The sequence below is a fragment of the Aquimarina macrocephali genome, assembly GCF_051627225.1.
Classification (GTDB): Bacteria; Bacteroidota; Bacteroidia; order Flavobacteriales; family Flavobacteriaceae; genus Aquimarina; species Aquimarina macrocephali.
The window spans coordinates 3,790,473-3,807,551 of the sequence record NZ_CP151795.1; the positions used below are offsets into that span (position 1 = coordinate 3,790,473).

The window sequence follows — 17,079 nt, forward strand, 5'->3', positions numbered from 1 at the left end:
CCCCTTCTTGTTTTATATCTGCCTCATAAAAAATACTTAAGATTTGTCATTTATGATTACAATTATCGAGAATAATGTAATTTTTAAACATGATCTAATGATATCTAAGTTGACTTTAAATACTAGGTAATAAAGTTGTACTCTAAGCTAAAAGATGAAACAAGACGTTTTATGAAAAGAAATGTATTCACCTCAATAATTCTTATTTCATTACTGATTTTATGTGCTAATGCCAAAGAGACTTATGATTTCCCCTCTCTACAGGAAGAAGAAAGTGTTTTAAAACAAAATTTAGATTCTATAGAATATTGGATAGATCATAGCTATATAAGTAAGGCTCTTAGTATAATTGATGAAACCGAAAAATTAGCTTTAGAGAGTGATAATAAAAAGTATATTGCTAGAGTCTATAGATTACGTAGTGGGTTGTATATATCCGTTCAGGATTTAGAAGGATTTGAAACTTATCTCGAAAAAGCGACTATTTTACAAAAGCAAATACAGGATCAATACGGTGAAATGTACATAAATAACCTCTGGGGTTTATATCATAAAAGAATATCAAAAGATAATGATAAGGCGATTTTTTTCTTAAAAAAAGCGATAGACGGAGCAGAGAAACACAAGTATGAGGAGCAGAGTATTGATATGCTGGTAAACTTAACTTCTATTTATTATCGAAATGCGGATTGGAAAAACTGTTATGAGGCCTCTCAAAAAGCTATTGAACTTGCAAAAAAATATCATAAAGATATAAGGTTAATATATCTATATTATCGAATCGGGACGGCATGTTCAAAAACAAATAGGTATGATGAAGCGCTTAACTTTTTTAGAAAAGGTGAAGAGATTGCCAAACGAGAAATGGACTCAACAAAGACAAGTAATTATGCAAATCATACACTATATCTTGCTGGGATTGCAGATGTATATGATCGAAAAAAAGAATATAAATTAGCTAATGATTATTATAAAGATTATATCCAAGAACAGGCAAAACAGAATAATATTTTCCTTGAAAAGTATGCCCAAGACATAAAAGCATACAAAGAACTTCAGTTAAAACAGAAGGATAATGAAAGAGTTCTTGCAGAAAATAAATATCAACAAGCTCAATTAAAACTGAATGAATCTCTTTTGATATCTGGAATTGTGATTATAGTTATTCTGGTTCTTTTGGTCTTACTTCAATATAAAAATTCTAGATTAAAAACAGAAAATAACGTACTCTTACAACAGAAAAATCAAGAATTATTAAAGGCAAAAAATAGGGTAGAAGAAGTTTATAAACAGAAAACATTGTTTATCAATAATATTACTCATGAATTAAGAACTCCTCTTCATGCAATAAATGGCATTGCACATTTATTGGAGAATAAGGAATCTAATGAAAATCAACGAAAAAAGCAGTTAAATATATTACAGTTTTCGGGGAAATATCTATTGAGATTTATTAATGATATTATAGAATTAAACAGGTCTGACGAAGCATATAAAACTTCTTTAAAGAAACACCCTTTTGATCCTGTTAAGTTGGTTAATACAATTAAAGAATCTCTTAATTTTTTTATTATTGGAGAAAACAATAATGATTTTAAATTTCTATTAGATGACAAATTACCCAAGCAACTTTTGGGAGACTCTGATCATTTGTCAAGAATTATAATAAGTATTCTTTCAAATATGTCTAGGTACGTAAATGGGGGTGTTATAGAGTTTTCTGTGCAACATCTTTTTTCAAGAGAAAAGATAAACACTATCTTATTTTCATTAAAGAGTAAAAATTTATATTTTTCTAAGAAAAAGCAAGAAGAATTAAATAAAGCTTTTATAGAAAACGAATCTGCAATTTTCACTTCCTTATCAGATGAAAATAACTTACCTACTCTCGAATTGGTAATAGCTAATAAATTACTTCTTCAGTGTAATAGTAGGCTAGATTTTATATTGGACGAAAAAGAAGGTACAATTTTTAGTTTTCAAATACCTTTCGAACACATAGAGCAGAAAATAGGGCAGGCAGAATTTAACGATAAAAAAAAGAAAGATGTAAAAATTTTGGTTGTCGAGGATAATAAGATTAATCAATTAATTACACGAAAAATCATAACTAATTTCGGTTATCATTGTGAAATTGCTTCAGATGGTTATGAAGCATTGAAAATGACAGAGAAAAATGGATATGACCTTATTTTTATGGATATAATGATGGAGGGGATTGATGGGTTTGAAACTACAAAACGAATACGTAAATCGGATAAAAAAACTCCAATTATTGCTTTAACAGCTATTTCTGAATCAGAAAACAAAGAAAATTTTGTAGATGCTGGCATTACTAAAGTAATAAATAAACCTTTCGAACCCGTAACACTACTGGAACAGATCCAAATAGTTATACCAAAATAATAAAACTATCCAGTTCTAATATCTCGAATTAATCAATCCTTTTTTTTCTTCAATAACGAATAATTATAGAATTGTATAATTGATTAATACAAAATTTCACTTATTGCCAATCTGATGGCTTTTGTGTGCTAAAAAGTGTTACTCGTATATTTTATTTCTTCAAAAGAACTTAAATACAGTACTTTATAATTAAGTTTTTGAATAACTTAAAGAAAACCAACGACTTAACACAAATTAACCTTAACAATGACACACAAGCTCACTACTCCAAAAATCCATTGGATTTTATGCAGGAAATTATGGATAATGATTTTTACTGTATTACTTTTTGCTATTAATCCAACGTTTTCTAACAATGATAGTGCATATCCCGGGATATCAAAAGCAGATTATTCTTTTACTCCGGATAAATCTTTGACTGTAAAACCATTATTTCAAGTTAATGACTTGATAAATAAAGACTTATGGGATACTTTGTTTCCGTACCGTTTTGGCGCCAAAGACACAGGAGGCGGCGTTTGGGTATTAGATCCTAAAGATGATTTTTATACTTATGAATCTTTTATCGAGGCTATTAATAGAATGAGTAAAATTGAAGTGACCTTTGAGAGAAGATGTGGTACGAACGCTTATAGAGTTACACGTACAGATAAGACTACAGGTGTATCAAAAGTGATTCGAACAGATGTAGATTTTGATGCACCAAGAAATGCTGAAAAAGAAATTGTTATTAAAGAAGTAGATTATGGATCTTTTTTAGGAGAAGGAAGTCTGGAAACCAGAAAAAGAGAGATTACCGCTTTTTTTGCTAATATCTCTCACGAGACTACCGGGGGATGGTCAACTGCTCCGGGTGGACAGTTTTCTTGGGGTTTACACTTTCGTGAAGAACCTACAGATGCTTCTTATGCTTCTCCAGATACAAATTATCCTCCGACTCCAGGGAAATCATATAAAGGAAGAGGACCAATACAGTTATCATACAATTATAACTATGGTCCTGCCAGTGAATTTATTTTTGGAGACAAACAAATACTTTTGGATAATCCGGAAAAAGTAATCGAAGATGCTGCTTTAGCTTTTCAGACTGCTATTTGGTTTTGGATGACACCTCAATATCCTAAGCCATCGGCTCATGATGTGATGGTAAACAAATGGACCCCTAATGAGTTGGATAAAACCAAAAATAGAATTCCAGGACTTGGGATGACTGTAAATATTATTAATGGAGGCGTAGAATGTGGACAAGGTACAGAAAAACCTCAGGTAGTAGATAGAATAGGGTACTACCAAAGATTCACTGATATTTATAATATAGGAACCGATATGGATGGAGTTCATGATCTTTCTGATTGTGGATGTAAAGATATGGCTAGATATGGTGGAGATGCTGCTGATCTCACAGCAGAACCCTGTGCACAAAAACCTCAGGTAACATTTGCTAGTCCGAAGAATAATCAAATGTTTGAGCAAACTACATTTTCTCCAATTTCAGTAAGCTTATCTATAGACGAAAAAAACACAAAATTAGTAAGCGTTACTACATCTGTAGAAAATCAAACTTTTGATGGAGTAACATTCAGTTGGACACCATCTAGTTATACAAATCACGTTTTAACCGCTAATGCTGTATTTGAAAATGGTATTACAGCAACTTCAACAATAAAGGTTATTATTTGGGATGGAGTGAATCTTGATTGTCAAGAAGTACCCGAATGGAATGCCTCAAGGATTTATAAAGACAAGAACAACTATGTAAAATACAATAACAGCGTCTATAAAAACAAATGGTATGCAGATAGTAGTAATGTCCCAGGAAGTGATACCGTATGGGAGTTTGTAAAAGAATGTGGCGCTTCTAATGGAACTAATCCTGTAATAACATGGGAATCACCAGGTAATGGACAGGTCATAGAACAAAACGAACTTACACCAATTACTTTAAAAGCCAGTGCCACCGATACCGATGGAACTGTTCAATCTTTTGTCTTTAAATATAATAATACTAGTATTAATCCTACCTCTTCGGGAAATAACTATACAGCTAGTTTTACGCCAACTGCATTTGGAGAAATTACAATTACAGCATTTGCTACAGATGATCAGAATAATACTTCAGAAAAAGCAATTTCTTTTACTGTGAAAGAAAAAACGACTGGAGGAAATAATAATGCTCCAGTTGTAAGTATAACGTCTCCGGGAGATAATGCTTCTTTTGAAGCAGGAACTTCGATTCCTATCACGGTAAGTGCGTCTGACAATGATGGTACGATTACAAAAGTAACTTTTTTTAATAGTGGAAATAAGATAGGAGAAAGTCTAAGTAGCCCTTATACATATACAATTGCTAATGCAGTAGAAGGAAATTATGTGCTAACAGCTGAAGCTACAGATGATGATGGCGCTTCTTCAATTTCTTCTTCAATTTCAGTTTCGGTTACTACAGTTGGTAATGGTAACTGCGCGAATGTACCTCAATATGTAGCAGGTACTTCTTATGGATTAAATGATGAAGTAGTAAATGAAGGAGAAAAATTTGAATGTAACATCCCGGGGTGGTGTTCATCTGCTGCTGCTTGGGCATATGCACCTGGTACTGGAGCTCATTGGCAACTTGCCTGGACAAAAACAGGAACTTGTACTAAAAGTAATTCTGAAATAAATTCAAATGATTACTCTGTTTTTCCTACTGTAACTCAGAATATTGTAAACTTTAGGATAAAAACAGATAATACATCCTGGATTAAGATTAATCTATACCACCTTTCTGGAAAATTAATAAGTACACAATCATTTAATGGAATCCAGACAAAGTCAGGAAAATCATTTACACACGATCTGTCAAATCTCAAAAACGGTCTTTATGTATTTAAAATATATATAAATGACGACGTTTATTTTGAGAAAATCCTTAAAAATTAACTGCTAAGGAACTTTTCGGGTAGTTATTTACTTGTGACTTAACTACCCGATTATATATATACAAACTCGAATTAATTAATCACACTAATCATGAAAAATTTTTATACATTTTTATTAATGTTTTTTTGTGCGCTGTATATTCAGGCACAATACAATTTCCCTACTTGTTCTACAGAATGGGATGCAAGTAAAGTTCCTTATACACAAGGGCAAGAAGTTTCTTATAATAGTATTAATTATAAGTGTAAATATTATACCAGTGATGCTCCGGGAGCTGGTTCCTGGGAACTAATAGGACCATGTGGTGATGGAGGATTAGGGCCGGATTATTCTGGTAAACAGCGAATTATTGGGTATTTACCTACCTGGGTTGCCGATTATGATATCAAAAATAAATTTAATCCAGAGGTAGTAACACATCTGAACATTTCTTTTTTAATGTTTAAACAGAATAATAACGATTATAATAGTTCAAATTTTGCTTCTGTATCTTTTGATGAGTTTCAATCTAGAAAAGTAGATTCTGTTCTTAATGATTTGGGAGTTCTTCAAAAAGCTAAAGCCAAAGGAGTAAAAGTATCTGTTGCATTAGGTGGAGCTACAGATTATGCATTTTTATGGCTAATGACCAAATACCAAAACAACGATAGTAAACTAGATGAAATTGCAACATTAATTGCTAATTATGTTACTCAGAATGATCTGGACGGTATTGATTTGGATATGGAATGCTGGTGGGCAGATCCAGCCATTAGCGGAACCTCAGATCAGGGAGGAAGAGTAAGAGGAAGCAAATGGGGAGATGCTGATAAAGGACCTCACCCAGCAGGTATTGGATTAAGAAAATTAAGCCAGAAATTAAGAGCTAAAATACCTAATAAACTAATTACATCTGCCGTATTCGGAACATCTTGGTATGGAAATAACTATGATGATGGTATGGTAGACTATATGGATTGGATTGGACTTATGTCTTATGATTTTACAGGATCATGGGATAAATCACCAGAAGGACCTCATTCTTCTCTTTATAAAGTAGAACAAGGTACTTATCAAGGACAAACAGCAGATAATCCAATTTATTCTGCACAAGATGCATTAGAATATTGGATGGGGTTTGCTCCACCAGCCTGGAATCATTCTGGAGGATTTAATGTGCCAAAATCTAAATTAGCTTTTGGACTACCTGTTTATGGTTATGATTTTTCTGAAAAGAAGCCTAATGGAGGTAACGGAGCCAAATTTGTTCCTTATAAAGATATAGTGAAAGATTTTGCTAATGCAGCTACAAGTTATGACCCTAAAGATCCTAAAAACTTAAGAGGGTATATAGGAGAAAATGGAAAAAAAATATATTATAACACACCAAAATTAGCCGCAGAAAAAATTAAATATTCTAAGCAATATGGACATCAGGGATTAATTATATGGGAGCTTACACAAGACACCGATTATAATTCGTCTTCAAGTATTCTTAAAGCTGTAAATGAAGCTGCAGGAAATACAGATCCTATAAACAATTCACCAACAGTAGTATGGGAAGCTCCTACAAATGGACAAGTTATTGAATTAACCGAATTGTCTGCGATAGCATTGAAAGCTAATGCAACAGATTCTGACGGGACCATTCAATCTTTTACGTTTAAGCATAACAATACTAACATTAGTGCTACAGCAAACGGGAGTAGTTATACAGCCAGTTTTACTCCTGCAGCATTTGGTGAAGTAACTCTCATTGCTTCTGCAACAGATAATAAAAATGCAACTTCAGAAAAAACAATTGTCTTTACCGTAAAAGAAAAGTTAGTAGGAGGTAATACACCTCCATCAATAACTCTAATCGAACCAAAAGATTTAGATATTATAGAACAAACAGCACTGTCATCAATTCAGTTAAAAGCTACCGTAACCGATGATACCCAGGTTAGCTCTGTTAAGTTTATTGTAAATAATGTTGAAATTACTCCATCTGCAAATGGTACTCAATACACTACAGCTTGGACTCCTGGTGCTTTTGGTGATGTATCATATAAAATTACAGCTACAGATAATGAAGGATTATCTACAGAGACAGTTGTTATGTTTACTGTGAAAGAAAAAGTGATAGGAGGAAGCTGTGATGGGATAGCAGAATGGAGATCTGATCAAATATATGCGACAGCGGGACAAAAAGTAAGTTATAACGGTAATCTCTATACCAATAAATGGTGGACACAAGGAGAGACTCCGGGAAGCAGTTCTGTATGGGGGTTTGTTTCTAGTTGTGGCGGAGGCTCTGGTGGTGGAGATTTTTGTGGATCTTCACAATGGATAGCATCTATTGCTTATAATAGTGGAGATCAAATATACCATAGCCAAAAAATTTATAAAGCCAAATGGTGGACAGAAGGCGAAACTCCAGGTAGTAGTTCTGTTTGGGAATTTGTTTCAGATTGTGTCAATAATAATCCAAATATGTCTTCTGTTGCATTTCAAACATTGGTGGATGATGTTATAAAGTATAAGATAACAGTTCCAGAAGTATCATGGGTGAAAATTGATATATATGATATCTATGGTAAATTAATGGATACAAAATCTTTAAAAGAGTATAGTGGAAGTAGAGATTTCACACAAGATTTATCGACTCTGAAAAGTGGAATTTATATCTATAAAATTAATATCGGTGGAGAGGTAATCACCAAAAAAATAATTAAAAAATAAATCCAAAAAAGCGGTTAAAGAACCTCAGAAATGTATTGAATAATAGAAAATTGCCAAATAAAGGGTCTTGAAGCATTGATTGGCTAACACAAACTCAGCATTTTTTTTATCAGCGTATTCTAAGGCCCTGATTTGGCAGATCCATTGATTGTAATATAAACTCTAAAACCTCATTATTATGAAAACAACAGTTCGATTTATTGCAAATTTAGTTGGTGATAAAAATGAAGATTTAGCTAGAAAATACAGTACTAAAAGGTATACCGTTTAAAATTTTGTTTGTTATGTTGTGAATAGATGCTAGTCATTTATACATACTAAAGATCCGGGGTATATATCCCGGATTTTTTTTGCTTAAATGGTAACGCCATCTATGATTTTACCTTTAACCTTTTTTATATAGTTTCTTCCTATAGGAAGTGATTTATCAGCGATTTCGATACAGTTTTTATCAATAGCCTTAATTTTATTAATGGCAATAGTATATGATCTGTGGATTCTTATAAAAAGATACTCTGGTAGTAACCTGGTAATTGCAGATAGATTATAGTGTGTTACATAGTCTTTATGACCCGTTTTTATGATTACATAATCTTTAAGGCTCTTTATATATAAAATGTCTTCAAAATAAATTTTGATCATTTTTTTATCTACTTTAATAAAAATGTGATCTTCTAATTGAGATGAATGTGATAGCTTATTTATATTATTTAATGTTCTGGATATTTTATGTAAAGATTTTACTAGCCGCTTCAAAGAGATTGGTTTTATTAAATAATCTATAACTCCTAATTCAAAACCTTGTACAGCATAATCTTCATCAGAAGAAGTTATAATAATTAAAGGAGGATTGTCTATACTTTTAATAAACTCTAACCCATTAACCATGGGCATGTAAATATCAACAAATATTAAATCAATTGTGTTTTCACGAATAAAATCAAATGCATCGACGGCATTATAGCAACAGAAAACCACTTCAAAATGCTCAAAATATTCTAAGTGTTTTTTTAAAATAGTGATAGCCAGCGGATCATCATCAATAAGTAAACATTTTACTTTCATTCTATAGGTTTTTTAGCAATTATTCTATGGTTAAATGGATGTAGTTTACTCTTTTTATAATGAATAAATCATACTTTCTATTTGGGTATGTAACCGGATTTATTCTATTTTATTGTTTCTTTTTACAAAGGCTTTTATAGAATAACCTCTTTTACCTATAGAAATTATAGAATATAATCAATTTGCATCTTATTCCCGTTTTCCTTCTGAAAATCTACAATTTTAAGTCATTCAGCTAATTAGTTTTTTTAAACCCTTAGTTATTTCTACTTTTTCATTGAAAACTACATCGTTTTCGTAAATAATAACACAAACCATTTATAACTAAAGGTAAAAATTATGAGAAAATTAAACCAAACTTTTAAAGCCTGGTGTTTTCAAAAATTGCATTTGAAAACGTCTTTGCTTTTGATCTTTATGTGCATTTCGAGCATTGCTTTTGCACAAGTGAACACTGGAGGGAGCGCTACGACTTCTGATCATCAAAAACAAGTTATTGGCTATATAACTAACTGGGATGCATGGAAAACCACCACAGCTGGAGTTCCTGCTCCGGGAGCTTTGACTCATCTTAATATTGATTATTCTAAATACACGATTCTTAACTATTCATTTTTTGGAGTAGCCAGAGATGGTTCATTACATAGTGGAGATCACAGAAATAAAAATATTTATCAGGATGGAGCAACACAAGCACCAGCAGATCTGTTTTTTACAGACTTATATAGTAGCTGGGATTTACACCTCTTATTCGGGGAGTTAGAATATGTAAACTATGTAAATGCTGATATAAAAGCACGCGCAGAAGCTCAAGGCTTTCAAGTAGAAGTAGGGGCTAGTACATGGACACATCCTGTCTGGGGATTAAGTGGTGGATTGCCATTACCTCTTAAAAAAGAAAATGGAGCACTAGGATTATTAGATCTTGCCCACCAAAAAGGAGTAAAAGTAATGGCATCTATAGGTGGATGGAGTATGTGTAAACATTTCCCAGAGATGGCTGCCGATCCTGTAAAAAGAGCAAAATTTATTGAAGACTGTAAAAGATTAATCAATATTGGTTTCGACGGAATTGATTTAGACTGGGAATATCCAGGACCATTTTCAGGAATGAATTTTACAGGTAGTCAGGCAGATTTCGCGAATTTTGAATCTTTACTACAAGAAATTCGTAATGCTATAGGACCTTCAAAATTAATTACATCGGCTATGGCTGCAGATCCAAGAAAACTGGATGGATTTAATTGGTCTGGAGTTGCTGCTAATATGGATTATTTTAACATGATGACTTATGACTATAATGGTGGTTGGTCTAATAAAGCAGGACATAATGCACCAGTATATCCGTATACAGGAGCAGAAGTACCTTTCTTTAACTGGCAATCTACATTAGAAAAACTTGTTGAAGTAGGTGTTCCTAAAAACAAAATATGTTTTGGAGCTCCATTCTATGGTAGAGGTGTAGTAACAGAAGGAACAGCTGATCTTAATGCAACAACAGTAAAACGATCAGAAACTGTACAACCCGATGGACCAATACAAACCGCTGCAGATTATACAAATTGGCCAAAAGAAGTGTATGATGGTACTCCTAATTATTTTTTTATCAAACAAAAAGCCTTATCTCCTAATAGTGGTTGGACCAGAAAATGGGATAATGAAGCTAAGGTTCCTTATTTGGTAAATGGTAAATATTTTTTAAGCTATGATGATGAAGAATCTATTGCTATTAAAGCTCAATTTATTAATGATAATGGGCTTGCCGGGACTATAGTATGGACAGTTTATGGCGACTTGGAACTTGGAGGTACAGCTACTTCTTTTGGTAGAAAACTTAAAAGATGGTCAAATGTGAAATCTCCATTAGTTAACAAAATAAATGAAGTATTTGCCAATGGCGGTACAGGAGGAAATGTTTCTCCTACTGTTAGTATAACAGCACCAGCTAATAATTCTACTTTTGCCGAAGGCGCAACAATAGCTATAACAGCTAATGCAGCAGATAGTGATGGAACCATCTCTAAAGTTGAATTCTATAATGGAACCACAAAATTAGGAGAAGACACTACATCACCATACGAGTATTCGTGGTCTAATGTTCCTGCCGGGAGTTATACAATAACGGCCAGAGCAACAGATAATGGTAATGCTAGTACGACTTCTTCTGCCGTTTCTATATCTGTTGGTAATAGTACAAATACACCACCAACAGTAAATATTACTTCACCTAATAATAACGATTCGTTTACAGCGGGAGTATCAATAGCTATAACAGCTAATGCATCAGATAGTGATGGAACGATCTCTAAAGTCGAGTTTTATAACGGAACCACAAAATTAGGAGAAGATACCAGCAGCCCTTATGGGTATACAATTTCTAATGCACTAGCAGGTGATTATACATTAACTGCCAAAGCAACAGATAATGAGAATGCAACGACAACTTCTACTACTATTTCTATAACAGTTACTAGTGATACAGGAGGATGTACCAATATACCACAATATACTGCAGGTACTTCATATAGCAAAGATCAGGAAGTACAAAACGAAGGCGGAAAATTTAAATGTAATGTTCCGGGATGGTGTTCTTCTGCAGCAGCTTGGGCATATGCACCTGGTACGGGAGCTCATTGGCAAGATGCATGGTCAAAAACAGGTGATTGCGGTGGCGGTACTCCTAATGCGAGTCCTACAGTAAGTATTACTTCACCAAGCGATAATAGCTCATTTCAAGAAGGAGCATCTGTAACAATAACTGCTAATGCAGCAGATGCAGATGGTACAGTATCCAAAGTTGAATTTTATAACGGTAGTACAAAACTAGGAGAAGATACTTCTAGCCCTTACGAATATGTTTGGCAAAATGTTTCTGCAGGAAATTATGTACTAACTACCAAAGCAACCGATAACCAAGGAGCATCGACCACATCTTCTGTAATAAACATTACAGTTAATGGGGTTAATAACACTCCTCCAACAGTTGCAATTACTTCTCCAAATAATAATGATTCTTTTACTGAAGGGACTTCAGTTTCTATCGCTGCAAATGCTTCTGATAGTGACGGAACTATTTCTAAAGTTGAATTTTATAATGGAGCTACAAAACTGGGAGAAGATACTAGTAGTCCTTATGCATATACAATTTCTAACGCATCTGTAGGAAATTATACGTTGACGGCTAAAGCTACTGATAATGGTGGAGCTACTTCAACTTCTTCTGCGATATCAATTTCGGTAACTGCAGTTGGAAATGGTAATTGTGGAGGATTACCACAATATGCTGCGGGTACTTCATATAGCAAAGATCAGGAAGTCCAAAATGAAGGCGAAAAGTTTAAATGTAATGTTCCAGGATGGTGCTCTTCAGCAGCAGGATGGGCTTACGCACCTGGTACAGGAGCTCATTGGCAATTAGCTTGGTCTAAAACAGGAGATTGTGCAGTAAGAAATTCTGCGGTTAGAGTATTTCCGAATCCTACTGAAAATGGTATCATAAATGTGATGATAAATTCTGGAAAGTCTAACTCTAATTTTAGATTTGAAGTACATTCCCTTAGCGGAGCTACATTATTAGATTTTGAAAATAATGTGATGAATGGACGGAATGGTAAAACATTTAATATTAGTTCTTTAAAGTCTGGTCTGTACTTATATACGATTACTATAGGAAATGAAAAGGAATATGGTAAGATGAAAGTATCAAATTAATTTAAAATAGTTTTTGAAACCATAAAAGGGAGTTTCTTCTACCCTTTTATGGTTACTATTAAGAATCTTATTATATAAATTACGATTACAGATTTTTTGATGGGTTGAATAGAATACTATTTATCAACCCATTGTGCGTATTGATGTTTTTGAATCTCAAAATTCGTCAATTCGAGTGCTTGTATATTTCAATATAACACTTAAATACTACTAAAACCATGTTTAAAAAAAGAACAAACTCAGTAAACTTTATTACAATTAATTGCTCATGGAGGCAGTTAATTTGTACGACCTTATTTCTAACAGTATTTCTATCTGTTTTCCCCCATGGCACAGTAACATACCCGCCAAGTCGTGTTTGGAATTGTTTTCAGGAAAACCCCGAAAGCCCAGATTCTGCTGCTTGTGTTGCAGCAGTAGCCTCTCATGGCACGCAGCCATTATATGATTGGAGTGAAATTAATCAAGCTAATGCTAATGGTAATCATCAGCAATATGTGATGGATGGAAACCTGGCTAGTGGTGGCAGGCCTGATAAATATGGAGGCATGGATCAAGTTAGATCTGATTGGGTGTCGACACAAGTTTCTCCAGGCCCATTTACAGTTACTTGGACAAATCATGCTCCTCATGCAACTGCTTATTATGAAGTTTATATAACCAAAGCAAGCTGGACACCTGATCAACCATTAACCTGGGATAGTCTTGAACTTTTGGTACGAACATCTCCTAGTGCACCCGAAAGGATTGTTAATATTCCGGTAACACTTCCTGCTAGAACAGGTAGACATGTTATTTATAGTATTTGGCAAAGGTCAGACAGTCCAGAGGCATTTTATTCGACTAGTGACATCAATTTTGATGGAGGAGGTACTGATACAGAGACACCTTCTACCCCTACTGGTTTAGGGGCATCAAATGCTACACAAACTACAGCCGATCTTGCCTGGAATGCTGCTACCGATAATGTAGCTGTAACGGGATATGATATATACCAAGGAAATACTGTCGTTGCTACCGTAACTGGCACTTCATATCAAGTAACTGGATTAACAGCAAACACCTCGTATTCTTTTAGAGTAAAAGCGAAGGATGCTGCAAATAATCAATCTGGTTTTAGTAATACCACAACTGCAACTACACTTCCTGATACCGGAGGAGGAAACTGTGCAGGAATATCACAATATGTAGCAGGAACTTCTTATAGCAAAGATCAGGAAGTACAAAATGAAGGAGAAAAATTTACATGTAATATTCCAGGATGGTGTTCTTCTGCAGCGGCTTGGGCATATGCACCTGGTACAGGAGCTCATTGGCAAGATGCATGGTCAAAAACAGGTAATTGCGGTGGCGGTACTCCTAATGCGAGTCCTACTGTAAGTACTACTTCACCAAGCGATAATAGCTCATTTCAAGAAGGAGCGTCTGTAACAATAACTGCTAATGCAGCAGATGCAGATGGTACAGTATCCAAAGTTGAATTCTATAACGGTAGTACAAAACTAGGAGAAGATACTTCTAGCCCTTATGAATATGTTTGGCAAAATGTTTCTGCAGGAAATTATGTACTAACTACCAAAGCAACCGATAACCAAGGAGCATCAACCACATCTTCTGTAATAAACATTACGGTCAATGGGATTAATAACTCTCCTCCAACGGTTGCAATTACTTCTCCAAATAATAATGATTCTTTTAATGAAGGGGCTTCAGTTTCTATCGCTGCAAATGCTTCTGATAGTGACGGAACTATTTCTAAAGTTGAATTTTATAATGGAGCTACAAAATTAGGAGAAGATACTTCTAGCCCTTATGGATATACAATTTCTAATGCGTCTATAGGAAATTATACGTTGACTGCCAAAGCTACTGATAATAGTGGAGCTACTGCAACTTCTTCTGTAGTATCAATTTCGGTTACTACCCCAGGAGGAAATGGTAATTGCGAAGGATTACCACAATATGTAGCAGGTACTTCGTATAGCAAAGATCAGGAAGTACAAAATGAAGGCGAAAAATTTAAATGTAATATTCCGGGATGGTGTTCTTCAGCAGCAGGATGGGCTTATGCACCTGGTACTGGAGCTCATTGGCAGGATGCCTGGTCAAAAACAGGCGATTGCGGAGGAGGAACAGGAGGCTCTCCTGTAGTAAATATCACATCTCCTTCAAATGGAGCAACATATACTGCTGGTAGTTCTGTTGTTGTTAATGCTACAGCAACTGATGATGGAACTGTTACTAAAGTAGAATTCTTTGATGGAACTGCAAAACTAGGAGAAGATACTACTAATCCGTATTCTTTTACAATTTCCAATGCACAATCCGCAAGTTACTCTCTAACTGCCGTAGCAACTGATAATGAGAATAACCAAACCACTTCAGAAGTTGTTACTGTAAGAAAAAGAGTAGATGGTGGAAATAATAACTTGCCAGGAAAAATATTGGTAGGGTACTGGCATAATTTTGATAATGGATCTACCACTCCAAGACTGAGTGAAGTATCCAGAGACTGGGATGTGATTTGTATTGCATTTGCAGAGCCTAAAGGAGGAAGTACTTCTGATATGCAATTTAGTCCATATAGTATTTATAATGGAAACACTCAAGCTTTTATAGATGATGTTGCTACTGTAAAAAGTAGAGGACAGAAAGTACTAATTTCTATAGGAGGCGCCAATGCCAGAGTAGAATTAAATAATGATACTGAAAAGAATTTATTCATAAGTTCTATGACCAATATTATCAATACTTATGGTTTTAATGGGTTGGATATAGATTTAGAAGGAAGTTCTCTTTCATTAGGTAGCGGGGATTCAGATTTCAGGAATCCGACTACAACAAAGATTAAGAATCTTATTGCTGCAACAAAAGCAATTAGAACCAATATTGGTGCAAATAGATTTATATTAAGTATGGCTCCGGAAACAGCATATGTACAAGGTGCCTATGGAAATTATTCTGGAATTTTTGGAGCATATTTACCTGTAATTCATGCATTACGTAATGAAATGGATTATATTCATGTACAGCACTATAATACAGGTTCTATGTTTGGGGGAGATGGAAAAATATACCAGCCAGCTACTGCAGATTTTCATGTGGCGATGGCAGAAATGTTAATTACAGGTTTCCCAGTTGCTCAAACGGGGCTTACATTCCCTGGTCTTAGAGCAGATCAGGTTGCTATTGGATTACCTGCTACTACACAAGCAGCAGGAAGCGGATATACTTCTGAAGCTGTTGTACAACAAGCACTGGATTATTTGATTAAAGGAACCTCTTATCCTGGAAGAACCTATACAACCAGTTCTACATATCCTAGTTTTAGAGGTTTAATGACCTGGTCTATAAATTGGGATTTGGTAAATAATTCTACCTTCTCTTCAAGTCATAGAGCATACTTGGATGGATTAGGTGCCAGAACTGCTGTAACTAATACGCAAAGTAGTGTAGGAAAAGTATTTCCTAATCCTATTTCTGGAAATATAATTAATGTTGCCTTAGATGGTTCTATTTCTAAATCAGGTTCTGATTATTTCAGATTCCAGATATTTAATACTAATGGAGTTGAAGTTTACAATTTTCAAAATGACAGGCTTCAAAAAGGAGAAAGTGTGAAGAGTTTTGATATAGGTGAACTAGAATCGGGAATGTATTTTTATACGATTTCAGTTTCCAAAAACAAAACAACAGGTAAAATAATTAGAGAGTAATTTATTTTAATTTTCTAAGTGTACTACTTAAAATGGAGTCCAGATATCTGGACTCCATTATTTTTGATTTAATTTTTTTGAAAAGGATTTACTCAATTCTTCTATAGTTTTCGGCAAGTGTATATTGCCCATTTTTATCGATATTAATTTGTTGATAAGAGTTAGAATCCATCATTAGTTCAAATCTAAAAACTTGAATAGTGTCTACGATTTTCATCATTGGTCCTGAAGCATATTCTAAGCGTTCTTCAAGGATACCATCCTTAATTGTATAGGTACCATAGCCAAACCATTCGTTTTTGTCTTTTGGATCAAACCGGGTCCACATCACTTTTTCTTTGCTGTACATCTTTACCTGGCGATATCCATTTTGATTTAAGATAGTATCGCTTATTTGATTGTCTTCATAAAGAAATTGATGTTTAAGTTCCCAAACACCTTCAAGGTTATAAGGCTCAGTAACGGTAGCTTTATTCTGATGTGTAACGGCAGAAAAAAAGCACACCCCTAATAGAATCAGTACTAAGGTTTTCATGATTGAGAGGTTTTAAATCAG

7 protein-coding genes are annotated in these 17,079 nt (G+C 34.2%); 5 read left to right on the forward strand and 2 right to left on the reverse strand.

Annotation, left to right across the window (positions count from 1 at the left end):
- The first annotated feature begins 171 nt into the window (after positions 1 to 171).
- The 3 genes from AAFU52_RS16485 (at position 172) to AAFU52_RS16495 (ending at position 8,031) form a co-directional block, all read left to right on the forward strand.
- Complete coding sequence (locus tag AAFU52_RS16485; protein ID WP_438422676.1) at positions 172 to 2,406, forward strand: response regulator; 2,235 nt, start codon at positions 172 to 174, stop codon at positions 2,404 to 2,406.
- Between the two features lie 246 nt (positions 2,407 to 2,652).
- Complete coding sequence (locus AAFU52_RS16490; protein ID WP_438422677.1) at positions 2,653 to 5,328, forward strand: glycoside hydrolase family 19 protein; 2,676 nt, start codon at positions 2,653 to 2,655, stop codon at positions 5,326 to 5,328.
- 90 nt (positions 5,329 to 5,418) lie between these two features.
- Positions 5,419 to 8,031, forward strand: coding sequence for a glycosyl hydrolase family 18 protein (locus AAFU52_RS16495; protein WP_438422678.1), 2,613 nt, complete (start codon positions 5,419 to 5,421; stop codon positions 8,029 to 8,031).
- A 354-nt stretch (positions 8,032 to 8,385) separates the two neighbouring features.
- Here AAFU52_RS16495 and AAFU52_RS16500 read toward each other — a convergent pair whose 3' ends face one another.
- Positions 8,386 to 9,096, reverse strand: coding sequence for a LytR/AlgR family response regulator transcription factor (locus tag AAFU52_RS16500; protein ID WP_438422680.1), 711 nt, complete (start codon positions 9,094 to 9,096; stop codon positions 8,386 to 8,388).
- Positions 9,097 to 9,435: 339 nt separating this feature from the next.
- On the opposite strand from AAFU52_RS16500, the gene AAFU52_RS16505 reads away from it, so the two are divergent.
- Positions 9,436 to 12,807, forward strand: a complete 3,372-nt coding sequence (locus AAFU52_RS16505) for an Ig-like domain-containing protein (protein WP_438422682.1) — start codon at positions 9,436 to 9,438, stop codon at positions 12,805 to 12,807.
- A 218-nt stretch (positions 12,808 to 13,025) separates the two neighbouring features.
- Entirely contained in the window at positions 13,026 to 16,523 is a 3,498-nt protein-coding gene (locus AAFU52_RS16510) for an Ig-like domain-containing protein (protein ID WP_438422684.1), read from the forward strand.
- Positions 16,524 to 16,611: 88 nt separating this feature from the next.
- Here the strand turns inward: AAFU52_RS16510 and AAFU52_RS16515 are convergent, their stop codons facing one another.
- Positions 16,612 to 17,058: a hypothetical protein gene (locus AAFU52_RS16515; protein WP_438422685.1), complete on the reverse strand. Its 447-nt coding sequence runs from the start codon at positions 17,056 to 17,058 to the stop codon at positions 16,612 to 16,614.
- Positions 17,059 to 17,079 lie beyond the last annotated feature (21 nt).